The organism is Paenibacillus sp. JQZ6Y-1 (assembly GCF_040719145.1).
Classification (GTDB): domain Bacteria; phylum Bacillota; class Bacilli; order Paenibacillales; family Paenibacillaceae; genus Saccharibacillus; species Saccharibacillus kandeliae.
Map to the genome: position 1 here is coordinate 610,756 of NZ_JBFDUZ010000001.1, position 19,555 is coordinate 630,310.

The following is a 19,555-nucleotide window of genomic DNA, read 5'->3' on the forward strand; positions in this document are numbered from 1 at the left end:
TGCAATGCGGAAGCCTCGTGCTTCACATTGCAGCTTTTGTTTATGCCTGCATTCCAGTTATAATAGACAAGATACCATCGTTTCGAACGACATTTATGCCAGCGCACTATCACAAGTGCAATGTACTTTATTTTACCGTTGAAAGGATACATGACTATGGCACAATTGCAAAAAGCAACCTTCGCAGGCGGCTGCTTCTGGTGTATGGTAACTCCATTCGAGGAACAGCCCGGCATTCACGGCATCGTCTCCGGCTATACCGCTGGACATGTAAAAAATCCAACCTATGAGCAGGTGAAAACCGGTAATACCGGGCACTATGAAGTAGTGGAGATTACGTTCGATCCTGAGCTGTTCCCGTACGAGCGTCTATTGGAGCTATACTGGCCGCAGATCGATCCAACTGATGATGGTGGACAATTCCACGATAGAGGTACGCAGTACCGTACAGCCATCTTCTACCACAACGAGCAGCAGCAGGAGCAGGCGCTACAAAGTAAGGCGGAAGTAGCAGCCAGCGGACGCTTTGATGGCAAGCCGATTGTTACGGAGATTTTGCCAGCAGAGGTCTTTTATCCAGCAGAAGAGTATCATCAGGATTATCATAAAAAGAACAAAAAGCACTACAAAGAAGATCGCGAAAAGTCAGGTCGCGATGAATTTATCGCTGAGCATTGGCAGGAATCCTGATCTCTCCCTATGCTCTATTATGAAAAGGTATGATCAATCATCCAGGCGGAATATATGCTGCCTGGATGATTCACTATTGAGCAGGAGGGCTGTTTCCAGTGAAACACAATACATATGATTTGGAGCGTTCGCTATGACACCTCTAGAATCGATCCGAGCAGAACTGGACATTGAGAGACAACGGATCATATCATCCTTTACTGCGCCTCAAACGCACAAAGGAATCATGGTTCATTATCTGGCAGATTGTCATGATGAATGTCCCGACACTGTTATAAGCAACGCCAAGCAGATAATGCAGGTAATCAACGAAACGAGCCAAGCACAATGGCATAATGTAGATGAGTGGATTTCTATGTTGCCGACCTATGTTACGGATTCTTTTTCCTCTGCTATAGACGAACATGACGAATGGTCATTGGAAGGGTGGCTGTACTGGTTTGAACTTGAACATAGAGCTTGGTTTTTATGGGAGATCGAGGCAGTTGGAGACAGCCAATTGCAAATTAGCATATGGATTTACGAGCATCCTTTTCCATCAGAAGCATTGGAAGTGTTATTTATGAAGTTAGGTACAGGGCAGTTAACAGAAATCGGTATCCATTGAAGCAAGAGAATAGAATAAGGAATCATTAATCTCACAAAGAAAAGGATGAGGAGCATGGCTTTACGCAATCCAGTGTTATACGGAAATGGATTCAATCGTCCATCGGATCGGAATTACGATCAGTCGATGACACTCGCAGGAGCGGCGGGCAAAGCGCTTGTACTTACGGTTTTATTAGTCGCATCTGCCATATTTACTTGGTACTTATTCAATAAGGGTGAAGATGTGATGATGTTTTTAAAAGTAGGTTCTATCGGTTCACTCTTGATCGCCTTGCCGACGATCTTCTTTCCGAAAATCTCGCCGGTGACCGCACCGCTGTATGTGATTGTGAATGGCTTAATGCTGGGCGCACTGTCGGCAATTATGGAGTACTTTTATCCGGGGATTGTAATGAATGCGATTCTGATCACGCTATGTCTGCTAATGGTAACGTTGTTTCTGTACGCAACCCGTATCATTCGTGTGACTCCGGGTTTGGTGGCAGCGATTGGAATTAGCACGCTGGCGATTGCATTGACGTATTTGGTTGATTTTGTACTCAGCTTTTTCGGTATGAGCGTACCGTATATTCATGATACTGGTTGGATTGGCATCGGTATTAGCTTGTTTGTTGTCATCGTAGCGACGGCGAATCTGTTAATTGACTTTAGCAATATCGAGCAATATGCCAACGAAGGTCGACCAAAGTATATGGAATGGTATGGCGCATTTGGCTTAATGGTAACGATTATCTGGATGTATATCGAGATTCTGCGCCTGCTATCCAAGCTTGCGGCGAACCGTAACTGATATGATCATCACCATTCATAGCAACATGCACCATAAGTAATGCCAACATCAACGCCGCCTTCTGTATCTCAGCAGATGGTCGGCGTTTTGTCGTTGCACAAATATAGGGTTGATTTCCGAACCTGTCATACAAATGAAACGAAAAGACTGGTTGCACGCTGCATCTTTCGGTATAGTAGATTTTATGAAAAAAAGGAGGGATATCCATGATACTCGAAGTTGCGATTCTCAACGTCATTCCCGGTCAGAGCGATGACTTTGAACAAAGCTTCAAACAAGCAGAACAGATCATTTCCAGTATGAAAGGCTATGTCTCCCACGAATTACAGCGCTGTATGGAAGTAGACCATCAGTACATTTTACTGGTGCGCTGGGAAACGTTGGAAGATCATACAGAAGGCTTCCGTGGCTCGCAGCCTTATCAGGAGTGGAAAAAGCTGCTGCATCACTACTACGATCCATTCCCAGTCGTTCATCATTACGAAGTCGTTTAATCGGGAGGAATTACATATGATTACCATTCAACAGGTCACCAGTCGTGATGCAGATCTGCGTCAATTGATCGGTGAATTGGACGACGATCTATTTGGGCGTTATCCGGCGGAGCAGGTACATCGGCTTGATCTGGATCATCCCGATATGGAGCAGGTTACATTCGTGATTGCTTATCTAGATGGAGCGCCAGTTGGTTGCGGTGCTATTCGTAGGTTGGACGATCATTATACCGAGCTGAAGCGCTTCTATGTGCAATCCAATCATCGTCGCAAAGGCATCGCTGGGCAGCTGCTGGCAGCCTTGGAGCAACATGCAGGAGAGCAGGGGCATGGAAGTATTCGTTTAGAAACGGGGGCAGCACAGCCGGAAGCACTCGCTTTTTATGAGCGAAATGGATATATTGCTATTGAGCGTTTTGGAGAGTATGTTGATGATGAAAGCAGTCTTTGTTACGAAAAATCCATTTGATGGACGAGCTATGGCTGCCGATGATGTGAAGGATCGGGGAGCAGTCAAGGATTGAATCTTATGTTTATTCGCAGAGAGGACGTGCACAGATGCCATTTATTACGATTAAAGTATTGGAAGGCAGATCGGTCGAGCAGAAGCGTGAGCTGGTACAGAAGATGTCCGATGTGGTATCTGACGTATTGGAATTGGACAAAGAGAAAATCTTTATCTTTTTTGAAGATCTTCCGCAGCACAACTTCGGCAAAAATGGTGAATTGTTTTCTGATCTAAACGCGCCCAAACAAGAGCCTGATGAATCACCCGACACATAAATAGATTGTAGCCAGCAGAGCCGACTGTACCGATGCAGTCGGTTCTGTGCATGATAGAGAAGAGAATGATATAAGCGTCATTAGAATAGGGAGGGATAGGACAGATGTGGGGAGTCGAGCATTTCTGGTTATTTGTGTTATCAAGTATTTTGCTGAATATTACACCGGGCAGCGATACAATTTATATTTTGAGTCGCAGTATCTTTCAGGGTCGTCAAGCAGGGTTCATGTCAGTTTACGGCATAATCGCTGGCTCGCTCGTTCATACACTGCTAGCGGGCTTGGGATTGTCGCTGATTCTGATGCAATCGGCGCTCGCATTCAATCTGGTTAAATGGCTCGGTGCCGCCTATCTGATCTGGTTAGGCATTCGTTCGATCATGACCCGTCAGCAAGCCGCTGCCAAGATGCAGCAGGCGCCGCGTTTGCCCATGCGCAATGTGTTTTTTCAAGGGATGCTGACCAATGTGTTGAATCCGAAGGTCGCTCTGTTTTATCTGGCATTTATTCCGCAATTCGTTGATACGAGTCAGAGTATGGGACCATTGCCGTTTCTGCTGCTGGGACTGACATTCAGTACCACCGGATTAAGCTGGTGTCTGCTGCTTGTATTCTTTTCGAGTAAAATGGCAGGTCGTCTGCAATCCAGTAGAGTATCACGATATATGAACAAGATTACCGGCAGCATCTTCGTTGTGCTTGGGTTGAATCTACTGCGTACCTCGCGTAGTTTGTAAAGCTTGAAGGTTTCCTAATCTAGTGTGAAGATCAACGATAATATGAAATATGAATATAAAATAGCAAACAGCAAAGAGGTGCCAGTCATGTTATAGACTGGCACCTTTTTGCTTGTTTTCGTTTATTTAGCTTCCTGAAAAGATACGGCGGGCGTATGACGCTCCAACCAGTGGATCAGGTCGGCAGTCACTTCATCCCGGTTAATATCGTTAAGCGTCTCGTGTCGTCCACCCGGGTACAGCTTCAGCTCCACATCGTTCAGCTTCAGGCGGCGGTAATACTCATATAGCTTGCGCACTCCTTTACCATAAATGCCGACCGGATCACGATCTCCGCTAAAAATGTACACCGGTTTCTCCCGCGGAATGCAGTTCATGCACTCCGGTCGATGAATCTCCATCAGCAGATCAAAGAAATGCACATAAAAGCGCACACTCACCGGCTTCGCACAATACGGGTCATTGACATACAGCGATACCTCATCTGGATCACGGGACAGCCAATCGAATCGCGTAACTCTCGGCTTAGGCAGACCGCGATTGTATGGACCAAACACCAGAGCATGCAGTAGCATACTACGATGGAGTGGACCCTTCCAACGCTGCTCTAACGCAGCGATGCGCATTCCAGCAGACAACAATCCGCGCGGACCGTTGGAGCCAGATAGCAAGAATCCACTGTATAGCTGCGGATGCTCGTACATTAACTTTTGTACAACAAACGATCCCATACTGTGACCAAATAAAAATAAAGGCACGCCTGCATGCTGCTGCGTAATCTGCTGTGAAAGCTGGTTTATATTTTGCGCCATCCAATAAAAGCCGTCCTCGCCCGGGTCTCCTAGTTCCTCCAATGAAGCCGCAGTTAGCCCATGCCCACGATGATCATTTGCATATACCGCAAACCCACGCGCCGTCAGCGCCTCCGCCAGTCGTACATACCGCCGCGCTGTCTCCGACATGCCGTGCGATAGCTGTACAACCCCATTCAGCGACTGCCCCTCGCTCCAGCCTTCCGGCAGCCATTCATACACATGCACCGCAATCCCCTGCGGATCGATCATCCGAAATGTCCGTTCCTGCATGATTGTCCTTCCTTTCGCTAAAAATAAAGATAAGATTTATTCATCATAATATTGCTCTACCAACTCTTTATCGTATAAATCTAGTAGTAGTGTAATAACCGGCGTATCATCGATCAAATCCTGATCAAACACATGCTCAAAGCGGAAGTGGTCTTTGTACCATTGCGCAACATCCTTGATTGCATCTAGAACGATATATCGCTCATTAAATTGTACAGCCATATGTAAAATCGTATTCATTATTTCTGTACCATATCCTTTACCCTGAAACGGCTGGGCAATCGCTAATCTTGCAATATCTAGAATCTGTATATCCTTATCTGGAGTAAGCGTTGGCAACAAAGAGGAAAGTGCAGTGTGGCGCAACGTATAATAACCGATCAACTTGTTTTGCGAGTAAATGAGTGTTGTACTGGATTCCCTTTCAATATGGGAAGGGTATGACTCTTGAATTAAAAAATAATCCATAGATGAGTTGCCACATGTAAATGCTTTGATGTCAGGCAAATCGTCTATGGATATCGTTTTGTATATCAAATCTCTGGCATCACTGCTTAGGGTTAGCGAGTTTTTCATGATACTCCTTTGCTTTTTTTGCGGCATGTTGGCGCATGAATTCTTCATTTTTTTGGGAGCGTTCAAGGAAACGTTCAGCATCTTTGCCTTGTAATATAGGTCTTTTTCGTATACCTACCGCCATGATAGACTCCTCCTTTATTCGTATTTCTTTTGTCCAGTTTACCATAAAAATATAGCATGAATGGTAATAAGATACGATATAAAAGAATTCAAATTGACGAACAATCCACAGACTGCTAAATTAGGTATAATCTTGTGATGGAGGCGGTCTGGTCATGAATTTTGTATTTTTCTCTCCACATTTTCCCGGCAGCAGCAGTGAATTTGCCATTCGGCTGCATCAGGAAGGCGCGACAGTGCTTGGCATTGGCGACGCTTCGTATGAAAGTCTGCATCCACGATTGCAGGAAGCATTGACGGAATACTACCGGATCGACAGTATGGAAAATCAGGACGATGTCCTGCGAGCAGTTGGATTTTTCACACATAAATACGGCAAAATCAACCGCTTTGAATCCATGAACGAATACTGGCTCGAAAGCGATGCGCAGATGCGTACCGACTTCAATATCGACGGCACAAAAGCCGACTTTGTCGATAACCTTAAACAGAAATCAAAAATGAAGGACTTTTTCCAGAAAAGCGGCGTAGATACCGTACGCTTCCTCAAAAATCCCGACCGTGACAGTGCGGCGGCATTTATTGAACAAAATGGATTTCCTGTCGTTGTGAAGCCGGATCTTGGTTCAGGAGCGAGCATGACCTACAAGCTTAGTGACCAAGACGAGCTGGATTACTTTTTCCATACCTCTCCAGACAATATTGAATTTATTATGGAAGAATTTGTGGATGGCATTATTCTCACCTATGACGGCTTGATCGACCGCGACGGTATCGTACGGTTTCAGGCAAGTCATCGCTTTGAACAGAGTATTATGAAGGTCGTTAGCGATGACAATCATCTGCGCTATTTCTGTTTGAAAACGGTCGACCCAGAAGTGGAAGCAGCAGGGCGCAGTATTTTGCAGGCGTTTGACATTAAAGAGCGATTTTTCCATATTGAGCTGTTCAAATCCAACAAGGATGGACGGCTGATTGCGCTAGAAGTGAATATGCGTCCACCGGGTGCATGGATGACGGATGCGATCAATTATTCGTATGATGTGGACATTTACTCACGTTGGGCACAAATGGTCGTCCACGGTGGCGATGGTGAGCCGCCGCAGGGACATTATTATACAGGGTATGCCAGCCGCAAGGACTGGAAGCATTACATGCATTCGCATGATGATATCGTGTGGGAGCTGGGCGATGCGCTTGTGCGCTATGATGAGATTGAAGAGATTTTCAGCCGTGCGAGCGGTAATCGCGCATATCAATTCCGTGCAGATTCGCTGGAACGCGTACGTGAGATTGCTGATTATATTCAGGCAGAGCATCGCTAATGATCTTATTTTGCTGCTGCATGTTGAATCAAAGGGCATGTGCAGCATTTGTATAAATACACAGGGCATTAGCCCTTTAACCGAGCAGCAGAAGGGCGGAAGGCGTGGATATGGTAACTGTACAATACCGAAAAGAATACAGCTCGGCGCTTGGCCGCGACATGGAATACAAAGTGTATGGCGACCGAGGGAAGCCTATGCTCGTGTTTCCAACATCGCTTGGACGCTTTTACCAGTATGAAGATTCTGGCATGATCGATGAATTGGCGCCTTGGATTGATGCGGGCAAATTGCAGGTATGGGCATGTGACAGCATTGATGAGGAGACATTCTTTTCGTCGCATTGGAATGTGGAGGACCGGATGAATCGGCATGAGCAATACAATGCATATATTGTTCATGAACTCATTCCGCATATTCTGTGGGAAAGTCAGCATAACAATCACGGGCATGAGCAAAAGATTCTAATTAGCGGCTGCTCCATGGGAGCGTATTATAGCGGCAATTTCTTTTTCCGCCATCCGCATTTTTTTGATACCTTGCTGGCATTCAGCGGCGTGTATTCGGTGCAGCATTTCTTCGGCGATCATCGTCTTGGGGCGGCATATTATAATTCGCCGCTGGATTACTTGCCCGGCTTGCATGAGGAGCATCTGTTGAATCAGTATCGCAGCAGCCGCATTATTCTGTGCTGCGGACAGGGTGCGTGGGAAGATGAGATGCGTTATGAGACGGGAAGAATGCAGCACATATTGGAGCAAAAGCAGATTCCCGCACGCGTAGAATTCTGGGGACACGATGTGGATCATGATTGGTATTGGTGGAGACAGCAACTGCGGTATTATATGAGCAGCTTGATGTAGACACCCGAAAAACGAATCCGCACAATTGAAGCGTATAGCGTATAGCGTATAGCGTATAGCGTATAGCGTATAGCGTATAGCGTATAGCGTATAGCGTATAGCGTATAGCGTATAGCGTATAGCGTATAGCGTATAGCGTATAGCGTATAGCGTATAGCGTATAGCGCTACGCACAAAAGCCTGCCTCGTAAGTATTACATTTCGAGGCAGGCTTTTTGTGATGCAGCTGAATTGCTGCTTTTACTTCTATTCGTAATGGATCATGCGCATCAGAACCGTTATTCGCTCGCCTGCGGTATTAGCAATAAGCTATTTCAGCGCTTAGCATCCACAGACAGAAATCCCCGTTACCGTCATCCTATGGCAAATAAGAACGGATTACGGTGAACTCGCCATCTAGCGTATACTCGCCCAGATTGGCAGGCAGCAGGAAGCATTGACCGCCTTGCAGCTCTGTTGTACCGCCATCCCATGACAGTGTGCCTTCGCCGTCAGCGATTACTAGAATCGTAAAGCTTTCCGGTGTGGTCGAGAGTCCCCATTCGCCGCCAACGACTCCTTTTTCCACGATAAAATAAGGAGAGGTTGCCAGCGTCAGCCACTCGCCTGCTGCGAGACCGTCGGTTTTCATCGTCGTTGCACCAGCGCCTTCATAGGCGATGACATTTAAGGAATCCTCGATATGCAGCTCACGTGGCTTGCCATCCAGACCAGGACGATCGTAATCGTACAGTCGGTAGGTGGTATCGGAGTTTTGCTGAATCTCCGCGACTAGCACACCTGCACACAGCGCATGCACCGTACCCGCTGGAATGTAGAACGTATCGCCAGCCTGCACCGGTACTTCTTGCAGATCGTCGGTAATGCGGTTTTCGGCAATCGAAGCCGCCAGTGATTCACGCGTCACGCCTTCTTTGAGACCGTAGATGATTTTGGCATCTGGCTTGGCATCCAGCACGTACCACATTTCTGTTTTGCCCAGTTCGCCTTGCGGCAGACCTTCGTAATCGTCGGTTGGATGCACTTGTACAGACAGATCGTCATTGCAATCCAGCAGCTTGATCAGCAGCGGGAAGCGTCCATTGGTCTCGGATACGCCTTTGCTGCCAAACCAATCGCGTCCCAGCTTCTCGCGCAATTGATCCAAGCCCCAGCCGTCCAGCTCTCCGCCGATCACAGACGTGGTGCCGTTCGGATGATCGGCGATCATCCAGCCCTCACCAATCGCACCTTCGGGGATGTTCCAGCCAAATTGCTCTAGTGCGCGTCCACCCCAGACACGTTCCTTGAATTCCGGTTGAAATTGTAGCGGGTATGGCTTCGTCATAATATCTCTCCTCCACTTGGATAATAGCCGCACTATGTATAACTGTTCCTTGCGGACAGCCTGTATCTGTGGCAAATGCGGCAAATGCCTTTCCTCATCTTAACGTGCCGACTGGAAAAATTCCAGACGCTCGCCATCCGGTCCGCTGAAAAAGAAATAGCGGCTGCCATTCGGCAAGGTTGTGATTTCAGTATCCAGCTCCTGCACCTGCAAGCCTTGGATGCGTGTAAATTCCGCTTCCACATCGTCTACTGTAAAAGCGACATGATGCACTTGACCTTCGGCAGGCAGTTTGTCCGCATAGCCCTGAATCAACTCCAGCTCAGTATCGGTATGACCCGGAAACGCGAGAAACGCCAACTGAATCTGTTCATTGATATGTCCGTTTGTTTCCAGATGCTGAAGACCGATTACCTGCTCATAAAAAGCAATCGACTGCTCAATAGAGGATACCATAATGCCCACATGCTCAATTTTGCGTACTGCCATCGGTTTATGCACTCCCTTTTCTACAATGGATTCACAGCATGAAGAATCTAAGTCATGCTGATGGATAATAGATTGGATAGCAAAAAGATGCTGTCTGCATACGCAGCAGCATCTCGATTATAGCAGTAACACGTTTTAAAGCGCAAAAGCAGCTGTACACAACAACCAATGTTTCGGAGCAATCAGATACGATTGCAGATGGTTATCTATTACTCCATTACTGCAATATACGATAGCCGTTCTAAAGACGTAAGAGGTATTGTTTCTCGGGTTATTGCCGATGCTACTCTAGTACTTGAAGCGTGTAAACTGGCTGATGATCGAACGAATGTGGAGATTATTATTCCGGAAATGTTGGAGGAATAAGTATGGTTCATAAATATGGCTTGGTTCAAGAAGTGGATTGTGGACTTCAGAAAGGATTTACTCTAGCCAATAAAGGGCTAAAAGGAATAAATAACGTTGGTGAGAATTATACACTGTACCAAACCGGATTATTAACGAGAAGCCTGCAAACGGTCTAGTAATCACTTCATATATCAGTAAAGAGGAAGTTGCGGTCATCCCTCGTAATCGCAAGAATCCGATCGTGCCGACTTTCAAGCCAAAAAAGAAATAAAAAAGACTACATGTATTATATGTAATCCTTCAGGAATGGTTATAGAACTTGCTTAATGTCTCTCAAGATAGCAGCGATTTTTTTGTATTTGACCACTTTTGCTAAAAATATATTATCTATGAGGTAGGTCACTAGCATTGCTATCGTTGATATTGCTACTGCGGAAATGCCTAGTAAAAGAAGTATGGTCGAATCTAAATCAATCACTTTACCAATAAGTTCGCTCCATAATGGTAATGTAACAACCACCATAATACCAATATTACGCCATACCTTATGTATGACACTTTGATGAAGAGAATCATAATACAATATCTCTTCATCAATATTGAAACTATCGATTTTAAAATAAGGTAAAAAGTTTTTTAATTTATCTGCTCTATGAATATGAATAAAACTAGAGTAATTACTTGTCCAATCAAAAACGATGTCATTTCGATTAAACTTTTTTCTAATATTATTACGAATTGTAAGTGATTGTAGTGAAAAAAAGAGCAATGAAATAATTAAAGAGGTAAGAAAAATCCAAGCATAAGGATTAGTTGAACTATCATGAGAAACATTGAATATCATTGAACCATAAGCTAACCCCATAAATGCTATAGCTAGAATAAAAAATGTATTACTAGTCTTATTCGAAATCACTTTTGAAAATGATAGTTTTTTAAATAAAAAAAATAAAAGTTCTTGTCTGCGTTGATGTAAGTCCCGAACTGTATCACTCATAAATAACCTCCACAAAATTTATTGTATGTTATTTACGGATAGTTTTTTGTTGGGTTTCAAAATGTAAACCCCGCAATCCTTGACTGGGTCCGCGGGATCAATTCAGAAAACAACCTCACCAGACATTATAACATGGGTGAGGGGATCGTAAGATAGGAAAAAGGCGTAAAAATATTGTACAAATGTGCGCTGGCACCGGATGAAGGTGCTACTCGCCAAGCAGTAGCAGAATATATTGAAGAGGTCCGGCTTTACCGGCAGATCGGATTCGTGCGGCGTGAATCAAATATTACGCAAGGATACAGTCCGAGGGAGCATGGATCGACCAATAAAATCAATAAACAAACTGAACGCATTGCAATTTGGAACGTGGATATGGAAGCTAAGCTGCAACGGCAGGATGAAGAATTGATGGAAGCCATGAGCCGACTGAATAGCAAACAGAGAGAGATTATTCATCGTAGCTACTTGGACGATGAAGGGGAATTCGATTACATCAGTTGCGGCGAGATGGGACTGTCAGATAGTACGTTCCGGCGGATCAAGAAGGAAGCAATTTTTATTCTGGCAACTCGGTTACGATTGTTGATATGGAGTGAGTCAGAGAAACAGCATAATGTGGTATCATGAGACCAGTGAGAACTGGTCTTTTATTATTATATTTAACTGTATTTTGATGAAAGGAGATAGAATATATGATAACTTCAGCAGTGATATTTGTTTTACTAGTTATACATAAACTTACCTTTTTGAAGATCAAGTTATACCAATATTTCTTAAGGACACTTAAAAAAATAACTGATAATTGGAATGAGAAAATGCAGGAAAGCTCTGAAACAGAACTCAAATTACTAAAACTAATGCTGGATTGTTTATATAAAATTGATAAAGTGTATTATTTTTTTGTTAATATTGATTTATTTATACTAAAAACTCTTGAGGCTAGAAGATTTAGAAATATTCCACTAATTGTTTTGATAGGAACGATAATTGGCATCATAGCAGATATATTCTTGTTAGTATTTAAATTTAATATGTCTTTAACCAATTTTACAATCAATATAATAATAGCCTTAGCTATTTTGTATGCAATGTTTTATAAGAAGGGCTATAAAAGACTTATATTTGTATTGTTTATTCAACCTATAGCTTTGACATTTGTTTTCATGGTATTAATTGCAAAGTTTTATGAGTACGTTATTCCAAGTCATCCTGTGATTGCTAATTATATGCTGTTTGGTAGTGTTTTGTTTTTTCCTACAATTGTATCGATTGCTCTTTACTTTTATTACATGAAACGTAATAGAAATAATTTTGAAATAGATCTTCCTATAGCTGTCGAGTTTAATAGTACAGTTGCAGTTATTTTTGTAGGAGCATCATGGTTTTATTTATGGAGCATAGGAGATATAAAGAGTTTATTAACACCTGAGATAACACAATTCTTGGTCACTGGTCAGACAAGCTTAAAGGATGGACTGATCAATTATAGTAGAGTAGTTAGCTTACCCTTTTTATTCTCAAATGGAGTTTTGAAATTCCTTATACAGAGGCAAAAATTCCTCAGTACAGTTCGCAGAAAAACATGAACGTTTTTTGATCAGAAAATGATCGCTTTATGGTATTTTATTAGACTTTTAACATGGTGAATTTGTATCATGGAAAATCGAATAGGAACACCGATGAGGTATAAATACCTCAGCACCCAGGTCAGCATCTAATGCTGGCCTTTTTCTATTGCGGTGAAACGACAATCTGGTTTTCCAACTATCATAAATTGGGAGGTATTGAATTAATGGCAACAGAAGCAAGAGCAGTAATTAATGGTGGATTTGCATTCCTAGGTGCAGGTCGTGTACTTCATGTTCATGGCGATGAGAACAAAGCCACCGAAGCCGTAGCAGGTAAAGTAGTGAAATTTGATGGACAGCATGTAATAATCCGGTTCTTGATAATTTAAAATCTTTATATATTACAAATACTTCCGAAAAAAAATTCAAGATAAATAAAAAAAATTAAATGAACTAAATTTAGCGAGGGAACGTATGAAGAAAGAGTGGGAAAATACATGATTTAAAGTGTACTTATAGAATTTAACTGCTGAGGAGGTAGTAGGTTTGAATAATGATGACCTTAAAAAAAGCATTGAAGCAATGAAGATTAATTTAAGTGATATTAAAATACCAAATTTCACTCAACCATCTTATGATCTAACAGCGAAAACACAGGAGATTACTGCAAAGTTGGCTCAAGATAAAGTAGAAGAACGATTTTATCGTGAAGAATCGTTAAGAGCTTTAAAAGCTATAGAAACTAATACTGATTTACTTGCTGGTATTGTAATCTTATTTCAAGAAAACAATGAAAAATTATTTGAGATACAGCAGCTGGTTTTTGAAATTCTAGCAATAGCGTCATTAAAATCTGAACCAGAAATAAACACAGCAATGACTAAATGTTTAACAAAAATAACAGCCTTAGGTGAAGGGGTTGCTGCAGCACAGACTTTAATTACAACTCTTACAACTATAGTAACTTTGACAATGAGCAAAATATAGTAAGTAAATAAATATTCAAGCTTTAAAACGCTTCTCACATATGAGAGGCGTTTTTATTTGCTCGAAAAATCGAAACTAACACAATTCAATCAACTGCTGAAAGAGGATATATGAAATGGAAATTATCACATTCTCAATAGATCAAATTAACGCAGCTGCATATAACCCTCGCATTGATCTACAGCCCGGCGACTCCGAATTATCTTCATGCATCAGAAGTGGCATTCTGGCCAGCCAAGAAAAAGAAGCGGCATCTGCTGTCATTTTTGGCTGCTTTATCTAAAAATCCGGGCAGTATCGGGATTATTGAATCTACGGCAAATGGGATGGAAGAGTTTAAGCAATTTTGGGACGCAGCTGTTAAAGGCGAGAGTGATTTTGCTCCGCTCTTTTTTGTATGGTTTGAAATGCCGGACTATTGCCAACTTAATACCCCGGGTTTTGATCTGACAAAATAGGAATGAGAATTGAAGGAAAAGTACAACCTTGATAAGGAGCGAATGCAACAGCGCTGTTACACTATAATACAGTGGATTCAATAAGCATCGATCCTACTATAAGAGAGATAGTAGATCATCATGACGTCGCCTTCTTTTCCACCGCGATCAGATACGGTGCATCCTGTCGCTGTAGCTGACGATACACGATACATTGCGCCTGCGAAACTGGCAGGGAGGATGCCCATTGCTGCACCGCTTCTGCTTCAGCAGCACCGCCCTCATGACCCGGATACAGCATAATCGTCAAAATGCCACGCGGAGCTAGTAGAGCCAGCGAGACATCCAGTGCAGGCAGAGTAGAGGACGGTTGCGTAATAATCGAATGATCCCCGGTTGGCAAATAGCCCAGATTGAACATGACCGTCCGCAGCTTGCCGTGCAGCTCCTGCGGAATATGCTGCTTCATTAGATCATGACTGGACAGCACGGGAATAACCTGTGCCAAAGCTTCATCATTTTGCTTACGTAAGCGTTCTGCCGTGCTATCCAGTGCTTCCTGCTGAATATCAAAGCTGAACACTTTGCCCTTAACACCAACCGCACGCGCCAGCATCAGCGTATCCGCGCCTGTTCCGGCGGTAGCGTCGACCACTACAGCGCCAGATACATGTTCCACACGCTCCATAATCAGCTTATGTGCAAAGCTCAATACCGACATGAATCCCATCTAGGTTGCCCTCCAATATTTACCCTGCCACGTATCGCGACGCTTCAACTCGGCATCAATCCCGTTTAAGACTTCCCATTTTTTCATACTCCATAGTGGACCGATCAATAGATCGCGCGGTGCATCGCCAGTCAGCCGATGGACAATCATATCGGATGGTAAAAATTCCAGCGTATCCACAATTAGCTTGATATATTCATCCTGCTCCAAAAAGCGAAGCAGCCCAGCTTCATATTGCTTCACCATCGGCGTTTTGCGCATTAGATGCAGCAGGTGGATTTTGATCCCCTGTACATCCATCTGTGCCACTGCACGTCCGGTATCTAGCATCATCTCGTGACTTTCCTGTGGCAATCCGTAAATGATATGCGTACATACCCGAATACCGCGCGCACGCAGCTTTTGCACTGCTTCCTCATAGCAGGCGGTATCATGCGCCCGATTGATCAGCACAGACGTTGATTCATGGATACTTTGTAGACCCATTTCCACCCACAGATACGTCCGCTCGTTCAGCTCTGCGAGATAATCCACCACATCGTCTGGCAGACAATCGGGACGCGTAGCAATCGACAGCCCCACGACGCCGGGCTGCTGCAAAATCACTTCATAATATTCGCGCAATTCCTCAACCGGTGCATACGTATTCGTATACGCTTGAAAATAACCGATATACTTCGCATCGGGCCATTTCTGATGCTGTCTGTCGCGGATCGTGTCAAATTGAGTTACCAGATCATCGCGCCGCCGCCCAGCAAAATCGCCTGATCCGCGTGCACTGCAAAATGTACAGCCACCGGTTGCGATGCTGCCATCCCGATTGGGACAGGTAAAGCCAGCATCCAGCATCACCTTGAATACCTTAGTACCGAATTGCTCACGCATTTCTGTATTCCATGTATGAAATCGTTTGTCTCCCCAAGCTGGAGGAGGTTGAATTGTTTGTATGCTTTCCATGCAGGGACTCCTTTTTTGTTACCGAAGAGGGAAAGGATAGGGACTAATCATTATCGTTCCGCTCGGCATTCGTTATTCTAAATTGTAGCAAAATCATTACCGCATGAAAATGAATTCCAGCACAGCGATTCAATCTTTACAATAAAGGGTAATATAATGTTGCTGGCTTTTTTGATCAGTCGCCGTTTATAGTCTTTGCTGAATGATTTGCTTTTATGCGCAAAAATGGTAGACTATGAATGCTTAAAATTTGTTGGACCCCAATTCCAAATATAGAGAAAAGGATGTTTTGTATCATTTTTGATGATGCAGAATGTCCTTTTTTCCTTTTTAGGCTTTACAATTACGCATTTCTTCGTCAAAATAATTCCGTACAACCTATCAAGCGGAATTAACGTGCGAACTTTATTGAAAATCGGAGGAACAAGATGCGTTTAAGAGGCAGAAAAGGAATTCGCGAGGATTTGGAGCAACAGCAAGATCTGGTCGTGCTCAATCCTGAGGAATTCAAAGGCAAATGGCGTGAGCGTTTTAACAATGATTACCCGATTCATGTGGAATTTGGCATGGGCAAGGGACGTTTTATCAGCCAGATGAGTGTACGCAACCGTGAGGTTAACTATATCGGATTTGACATGTATGATGAATTGGTACGCCGTGCAGCGGAGAAAACTCGTATTGCTTGGAATGAGGCGGAGCTAGGTAATCCGACTAGCATTCAACTGGCACTGGCGAATATCGAGAATATTGAAGATATTTTCGAGCCGGGCGAGATTGAGCGCGTCTATCTCAATTTCAGCGATCCATGGCCGAAGAAGAAGCATGGTCGCCGTCGTTTGACGCATCCGCGCTTTTTGGAGAAATATTGCCGTTTGCTAAACGCGCAAGGTCAGATCCATTTCAAAACCGATTCGGAAACATTGTTTGAATTCTCGCTCAACTCGTTCGCTGATTACGGTCTGCAAATGACGAATCTCAGTCTCAATCTGCACCGTGACGGCATTAACGAAGAGCATGTAATGACCGAATATGAAGCTAAGTTCATGGGCAAAGGCATGCGCATTCATCGCTGCGAAGTGATCATTGGTGAGCAGGCGCTGGCGGAATATAACAAAACGCGTCTGGATCAGTATTAAAACCGACGTTATTTTGTTTGCTGTACGAGTAATATTGGCAGCCGCAGACAAAAGCAAACCTGTACACACCAAATAAATACTGACACACAAAAAAGGTCTTAACCCTCATCAGGTTAAGACCTTACTTTGTTCAGCCATATCCATAATACTGCGTGCACATTCGGTTGGATTGTAACGATCAATCTGTTCCAGCTTGAGCTGACGCTGCGTAACAATAGCTTCGTAGTCGTGAATCAGTAGATCCATCCACTGGGCAACCACATCAAGCGATGTAATCGGTTCGCCCCAGCCTTGTTCTGTAAAGTACTGTGAATTTTGCTCCTCCTGCCCAGGAAGCGGGTTGTAAAAGAGCATCGGGATCGCCTTAGCGAGCCCTTCCGTACAGGTCATGCCACCCGGCTTTGTTACTAGCAGATCGGACACTTCCATTAATTTATCAATTTCTTTCGTATACTGGATCAAATGAATATTGTCGTGGTGGAATCGCCTGTCCTGTGCAGCGCGTTCATAAGCTTTGGTATTGCTACCAAAGCAGAAGATAAGCTGTGCATGGTCAGCAAAGCGCGCCAGATAGGTACTGACTACACTATCACTCATTCCCCAGCCACCGCCCATTACCATGACCGTCGGCATATTCTTTAAGCCGAAGCGGCAGCGGATTTCCGCTTTACTCGGGTGTTCCCAGAAGTTCGGATGCACCGGAATACCAGTTACTTTAATTCGTGAACTTGGAATGCCGCGCATTTGCAGCTTAGATCGTACGCCTTCCGTAGATACGAGATAACGATCCACTTCGGGATTGACCCATGTACCGTGCGCATCGTAGTCAGTAATGACCATACAGAGCGGTACATCCAGACCCAACCGTTTCAGTCGGGCGATCACCGCGCCAGGAATCGGATGGGTGCAGACAACCACGTCTGGACGCAGCTGACGAATCACATTTTGTGTATGGGTATAAAAGATACGGTGAAGCGCCAGTGTCGCCAGTCGATTGATCGAGCGCTTGTACTGGGTTTTGTACATCATCCGTATCAGCTTTGGCTGAGAGACAATTGTTTTTTTGTAGGCGGTGATAATGAGTGGCGCTACTTTGGGATTGAGGAAACTGCCAAGCTCAAGCACCCGGGTCTGGATATTAGGCGAGATTTTACGTAAGCTGCTTGATAATGCGTAGGCAGCCTGTGTATGACCTGAACCAAAACCTTCCGACAGAAGCAGCACTCTGTATTTTGTCACGTTCATTTCACCTTTTCTGCAAGGTATTCTCTACATAGATTTGTGCCATGATGTGTAGATGTCCTTGATGTCCATTCTGTAATATACCTGTAACATTATTACTGTAATGTTACAATAACCCCTTTACGGCCATAATGCAACTGTACCGAAGGCTACGCCCGAGCCGATCAATGCACCGACCAGCACATCCGATGGATAATGCAGTCCAAGATACATTCTGGAAATACCAACCAGCAGAGCGATGGGTAGTAACCATGCCATCGTCGTTATATCAGTTAGCATAAATGGAACAGTAACCGAGAAGATTGCTGTCGTATGCCCCGATGGGAAAGAATGGTCCGTCAATGGATTGCGGAAGGTGATCGTTTCCGGTATCGCCAAATACGGACGGATACGCGGATACAGCTTTTTGGCAATGGCAACCGGTATATGGCTGACTGCCAGTGCGATAGCTGCTTGTAAACCGGCAAGACTCCACGGTTGCGGAGCGAGCAGCCAGATTGCCAGCGTCGCAATGATCGTAAACGTAGCTCCGCCCAGATTCGTTAAGTAGTAAAAAAACAGGTTTAAAAATTGGTTATGGAGTCGAGTATTAAAGAATCTGAAAATATACTGCTCCACAGCTTGTAAGCGGATTAGAAACTGACGCATGAGAGACCCCCGTATAGATTGCCGTTTTTGGGCTTAAATTAATCATATTTTTATTCTTTAACCATTTCAAGCATTATAACGTTAACATTCGGTTAAATTGTCAATCCATCGTTCTTTTATCCTTGATCTACATAAGATCGTCATACAGACGTAACCGATGACATCCTTTGTTTAAACTTACCCGTTCAACCTGCAACTCATTCATCAACCTGCTCACTATCATGAACGACGTGTGAGCAAGACATGTTGCAACAAGTGAGAAGGAAGGATTTTATGTTCACGAAAGTGACTGATTCAAGCGAAAATAATGCGTTTATAGATTGGCAGACCAAACAATGAACGGACACAAGCATCCTGTGCTGTGACCAGAATCGACTGAAGCGTAGTATAAATCACATTTTTTATATGTAAAAATGCGACTAAAGATTTAGAAAGCGAGCAAAACGACGTAAATCGAAGCTAAAACGATTTTTATTGTTATTCTGCAACATTCCTGTAATATATTACGTATATATTACAGAGAATTTCGCGAATTAGTGGAAAATGTCGCTTTGACAAAAAAGCAAAAAGTGTGCAAAATCTTAATGTCCGCATCGGAAGGATGTTAAATA

The 19,555-nt window shown here is 43.8% G+C and carries 25 protein-coding genes; 15 read left to right on the forward strand and 10 right to left on the reverse strand.

The window, feature by feature from the left end:
• Positions 1-165: 165 nt before the first annotated feature.
• The 7 genes from msrA (at position 166) to ABXR35_RS02765 (ending at position 4,103) form a co-directional block, all read left to right on the forward strand.
• Positions 166-690: a peptide-methionine (S)-S-oxide reductase MsrA gene (gene msrA / locus ABXR35_RS02735; protein WP_367061112.1), complete on the forward strand. Its 525-nt coding sequence runs from the start codon at positions 166-168 to the stop codon at positions 688-690.
• Between the two features lie 133 nt (positions 691-823).
• Positions 824-1,297, forward strand: a complete 474-nt coding sequence (locus ABXR35_RS02740) for a hypothetical protein (protein ID WP_367055099.1) — start codon at positions 824-826, stop codon at positions 1,295-1,297.
• A 54-nt stretch (positions 1,298-1,351) separates the two neighbouring features.
• Entirely contained in the window at positions 1,352-2,089 is a 738-nt protein-coding gene (locus ABXR35_RS02745; RefSeq protein WP_367055102.1) for a Bax inhibitor-1/YccA family protein, read from the forward strand.
• A gap of 206 nt (positions 2,090-2,295) precedes the next feature.
• Entirely contained in the window at positions 2,296-2,583 is a 288-nt protein-coding gene (locus ABXR35_RS02750) for an antibiotic biosynthesis monooxygenase family protein (RefSeq protein WP_367055105.1), read from the forward strand.
• 16 nt (positions 2,584-2,599) lie between these two features.
• On the forward strand, positions 2,600-3,052 hold the full coding sequence (locus ABXR35_RS02755; RefSeq protein WP_367055108.1) for a GNAT family N-acetyltransferase: 453 nt from the start codon (positions 2,600-2,602) through the stop codon (positions 3,050-3,052).
• A gap of 50 nt (positions 3,053-3,102) precedes the next feature.
• Positions 3,103-3,366 carry a tautomerase family protein gene (locus ABXR35_RS02760; protein ID WP_367061115.1) on the forward strand — a complete coding sequence of 88 codons (264 nt, stop codon included), beginning with the start codon at positions 3,103-3,105 and terminating at the stop codon, positions 3,364-3,366.
• Between the two features lie 104 nt (positions 3,367-3,470).
• Entirely contained in the window at positions 3,471-4,103 is a 633-nt protein-coding gene (locus ABXR35_RS02765; protein WP_367055111.1) for a LysE family translocator, read from the forward strand.
• Between the two features lie 122 nt (positions 4,104-4,225).
• Here the strand turns inward: ABXR35_RS02765 and ABXR35_RS02770 are convergent, their stop codons facing one another.
• Genes ABXR35_RS02770 through ABXR35_RS02780 form a run of 3 tightly spaced genes read right to left on the reverse strand, consistent with a single transcriptional unit; the run spans position 4,226 to position 5,888 of the window.
• Complete coding sequence (locus ABXR35_RS02770; RefSeq protein WP_367055114.1) at positions 4,226-5,188, reverse strand: alpha/beta hydrolase; 963 nt, start codon at positions 5,186-5,188, stop codon at positions 4,226-4,228.
• Positions 5,189-5,224: 36 nt separating this feature from the next.
• Positions 5,225-5,764: a GNAT family N-acetyltransferase gene (locus ABXR35_RS02775; RefSeq protein WP_367055117.1), complete on the reverse strand. Its 540-nt coding sequence runs from the start codon at positions 5,762-5,764 to the stop codon at positions 5,225-5,227.
• Positions 5,736-5,888 carry a hypothetical protein gene (locus ABXR35_RS02780; RefSeq protein ID WP_367055120.1) on the reverse strand — a complete coding sequence of 51 codons (153 nt, stop codon included), beginning with the start codon at positions 5,886-5,888 and terminating at the stop codon, positions 5,736-5,738. The genes ABXR35_RS02775 and ABXR35_RS02780 overlap by 29 nt, the downstream gene beginning before the upstream one ends.
• A 154-nt stretch (positions 5,889-6,042) precedes the next feature.
• Between ABXR35_RS02780 and ABXR35_RS02785 the strand changes: the two genes are divergently transcribed.
• Together ABXR35_RS02785 and ABXR35_RS02790 are read left to right on the forward strand one after the other, a co-directional pair.
• A complete protein-coding gene (locus tag ABXR35_RS02785) occupies positions 6,043-7,212 on the forward strand; it encodes an ATP-grasp domain-containing protein (protein ID WP_367055123.1) in 1,170 nt (389 codons plus the stop codon).
• A gap of 110 nt (positions 7,213-7,322) precedes the next feature.
• Entirely contained in the window at positions 7,323-8,075 is a 753-nt protein-coding gene (locus ABXR35_RS02790) for an esterase family protein (RefSeq protein ID WP_367055126.1), read from the forward strand.
• A 358-nt stretch (positions 8,076-8,433) separates the two neighbouring features.
• On the opposite strand, the gene ABXR35_RS02795 is transcribed toward ABXR35_RS02790, so the two are convergent.
• From ABXR35_RS02795 to ABXR35_RS02805, 3 genes are all read right to left on the reverse strand, one after another.
• Positions 8,434-9,402: a type I phosphomannose isomerase catalytic subunit gene (locus ABXR35_RS02795; protein ID WP_367055129.1), complete on the reverse strand. Its 969-nt coding sequence runs from the start codon at positions 9,400-9,402 to the stop codon at positions 8,434-8,436.
• Positions 9,403-9,501: 99 nt separating this feature from the next.
• The gene (locus tag ABXR35_RS02800) at positions 9,502-9,891 is read right to left on the reverse strand and encodes a VOC family protein (protein ID WP_367055132.1); all 390 of its coding nucleotides are present in this window, start codon (positions 9,889-9,891) and stop codon (positions 9,502-9,504) included.
• Between the two features lie 658 nt (positions 9,892-10,549).
• Positions 10,550-11,236: a hypothetical protein gene (locus ABXR35_RS02805; RefSeq protein WP_367055135.1), complete on the reverse strand. Its 687-nt coding sequence runs from the start codon at positions 11,234-11,236 to the stop codon at positions 10,550-10,552.
• 174 nt (positions 11,237-11,410) lie between these two features.
• On the opposite strand from ABXR35_RS02805, the gene ABXR35_RS02810 reads away from it, so the two are divergent.
• The 5 genes from ABXR35_RS02810 to ABXR35_RS02830 all read left to right on the forward strand — a co-directional run bounded on the left by ABXR35_RS02810 (position 11,411) and on the right by ABXR35_RS02830 (position 14,077).
• Entirely contained in the window at positions 11,411-11,866 is a 456-nt protein-coding gene (locus ABXR35_RS02810) for an ArpU family phage packaging/lysis transcriptional regulator (RefSeq protein WP_367055138.1), read from the forward strand.
• 65 nt (positions 11,867-11,931) lie between these two features.
• Positions 11,932-12,825, forward strand: a complete 894-nt coding sequence (locus ABXR35_RS02815) for a hypothetical protein (protein WP_367055141.1) — start codon at positions 11,932-11,934, stop codon at positions 12,823-12,825.
• A gap of 206 nt (positions 12,826-13,031) precedes the next feature.
• Entirely contained in the window at positions 13,032-13,196 is a 165-nt protein-coding gene (locus ABXR35_RS02820) for a hypothetical protein (protein WP_367055144.1), read from the forward strand.
• Positions 13,197-13,353: 157 nt separating this feature from the next.
• Positions 13,354-13,794, forward strand: coding sequence for a hypothetical protein (locus ABXR35_RS02825; protein ID WP_367055147.1), 441 nt, complete (start codon positions 13,354-13,356; stop codon positions 13,792-13,794).
• Positions 13,795-13,909: 115 nt separating this feature from the next.
• Positions 13,910-14,077, forward strand: coding sequence for a ParB N-terminal domain-containing protein (locus ABXR35_RS02830; protein ID WP_367055150.1), 168 nt, complete (start codon positions 13,910-13,912; stop codon positions 14,075-14,077).
• 293 nt (positions 14,078-14,370) lie between these two features.
• Here the strand turns inward: ABXR35_RS02830 and mnmM are convergent, their stop codons facing one another.
• Together mnmM and mnmL are read right to left on the reverse strand one after the other, a co-directional pair.
• A complete protein-coding gene (mnmM, locus tag ABXR35_RS02835; protein WP_367055153.1) occupies positions 14,371-14,961 on the reverse strand; it encodes a tRNA 5-(aminomethyl)-2-thiouridylate-methyltransferase MnmM in 591 nt (196 codons plus the stop codon).
• Complete coding sequence (mnmL, locus tag ABXR35_RS02840) at positions 14,962-15,918, reverse strand: tRNA modification radical SAM protein MnmL/YtqA (protein WP_367055156.1); 957 nt, start codon at positions 15,916-15,918, stop codon at positions 14,962-14,964. It lies immediately after the preceding gene.
• Between the two features lie 428 nt (positions 15,919-16,346).
• Between mnmL and trmB the strand changes: the two genes are divergently transcribed.
• Positions 16,347-17,054 (forward strand): tRNA (guanosine(46)-N7)-methyltransferase TrmB, encoded by a 708-nt coding sequence (gene trmB, locus ABXR35_RS02845; protein ID WP_367055159.1) that lies wholly within the window; start codon positions 16,347-16,349, stop codon positions 17,052-17,054.
• Between the two features lie 108 nt (positions 17,055-17,162).
• Here trmB and ABXR35_RS02850 read toward each other — a convergent pair whose 3' ends face one another.
• The gene (locus ABXR35_RS02850; protein WP_436669316.1) at positions 17,163-18,293 is read right to left on the reverse strand and encodes an MGDG synthase family glycosyltransferase; all 1,131 of its coding nucleotides are present in this window, start codon (positions 18,291-18,293) and stop codon (positions 17,163-17,165) included.
• Between the two features lie 123 nt (positions 18,294-18,416).
• Positions 18,417-18,944, reverse strand: coding sequence for a phosphatase PAP2 family protein (locus ABXR35_RS02855; protein WP_367055165.1), 528 nt, complete (start codon positions 18,942-18,944; stop codon positions 18,417-18,419).
• Positions 18,945-19,555 lie beyond the last annotated feature (611 nt).

Excerpts from the sequence above, each read along its gene's own strand:
- ABXR35_RS02830 (WP_367055150.1), top strand. The coding sequence starts at position 13,910 with ATGGAAATTATCACATTCTCAATAGATCAAATTAACGCAGCTGCATAT.
- ABXR35_RS02770 (WP_367055114.1), bottom strand. The coding sequence starts at position 5,188 with ATGCAGGAACGGACATTTCGGATGATCGATCCGCAGGGGATTGCGGTG.
- ABXR35_RS02800 (WP_367055132.1), bottom strand. The coding sequence starts at position 9,891 with ATGGCAGTACGCAAAATTGAGCATGTGGGCATTATGGTATCCTCTATT.
- ABXR35_RS02780 (WP_367055120.1), bottom strand. The coding sequence starts at position 5,888 with ATGGCGGTAGGTATACGAAAAAGACCTATATTACAAGGCAAAGATGCT.
- ABXR35_RS02785 (WP_367055123.1), top strand. The coding sequence starts at position 6,043 with ATGAATTTTGTATTTTTCTCTCCACATTTTCCCGGCAGCAGCAGTGAA.
- ABXR35_RS02795 (WP_367055129.1), bottom strand. The coding sequence starts at position 9,402 with ATGACGAAGCCATACCCGCTACAATTTCAACCGGAATTCAAGGAACGT.
- ABXR35_RS02765 (WP_367055111.1), top strand. The coding sequence starts at position 3,471 with ATGTGGGGAGTCGAGCATTTCTGGTTATTTGTGTTATCAAGTATTTTG.
- ABXR35_RS02755 (WP_367055108.1), top strand. The coding sequence starts at position 2,600 with ATGATTACCATTCAACAGGTCACCAGTCGTGATGCAGATCTGCGTCAA.
- ABXR35_RS02815 (WP_367055141.1), top strand. The coding sequence starts at position 11,932 with ATGATAACTTCAGCAGTGATATTTGTTTTACTAGTTATACATAAACTT.
- ABXR35_RS02855 (WP_367055165.1), bottom strand. The coding sequence starts at position 18,944 with ATGCGTCAGTTTCTAATCCGCTTACAAGCTGTGGAGCAGTATATTTTC.
- ABXR35_RS02790 (WP_367055126.1), top strand. The coding sequence starts at position 7,323 with ATGGTAACTGTACAATACCGAAAAGAATACAGCTCGGCGCTTGGCCGC.
- ABXR35_RS02805 (WP_367055135.1), bottom strand. The coding sequence starts at position 11,236 with ATGAGTGATACAGTTCGGGACTTACATCAACGCAGACAAGAACTTTTA.
- ABXR35_RS02820 (WP_367055144.1), top strand. The coding sequence starts at position 13,032 with ATGGCAACAGAAGCAAGAGCAGTAATTAATGGTGGATTTGCATTCCTA.
- ABXR35_RS02775 (WP_367055117.1), bottom strand. The coding sequence starts at position 5,764 with ATGAAAAACTCGCTAACCCTAAGCAGTGATGCCAGAGATTTGATATAC.
- mnmM (WP_367055153.1), bottom strand. The coding sequence starts at position 14,961 with ATGGGATTCATGTCGGTATTGAGCTTTGCACATAAGCTGATTATGGAG.
- mnmL (WP_367055156.1), bottom strand. The coding sequence starts at position 15,918 with ATGGAAAGCATACAAACAATTCAACCTCCTCCAGCTTGGGGAGACAAA.
- ABXR35_RS02750 (WP_367055105.1), top strand. The coding sequence starts at position 2,296 with ATGATACTCGAAGTTGCGATTCTCAACGTCATTCCCGGTCAGAGCGAT.
- trmB (WP_367055159.1), top strand. The coding sequence starts at position 16,347 with ATGCGTTTAAGAGGCAGAAAAGGAATTCGCGAGGATTTGGAGCAACAG.
- ABXR35_RS02740 (WP_367055099.1), top strand. The coding sequence starts at position 824 with ATGACACCTCTAGAATCGATCCGAGCAGAACTGGACATTGAGAGACAA.
- ABXR35_RS02745 (WP_367055102.1), top strand. The coding sequence starts at position 1,352 with ATGGCTTTACGCAATCCAGTGTTATACGGAAATGGATTCAATCGTCCA.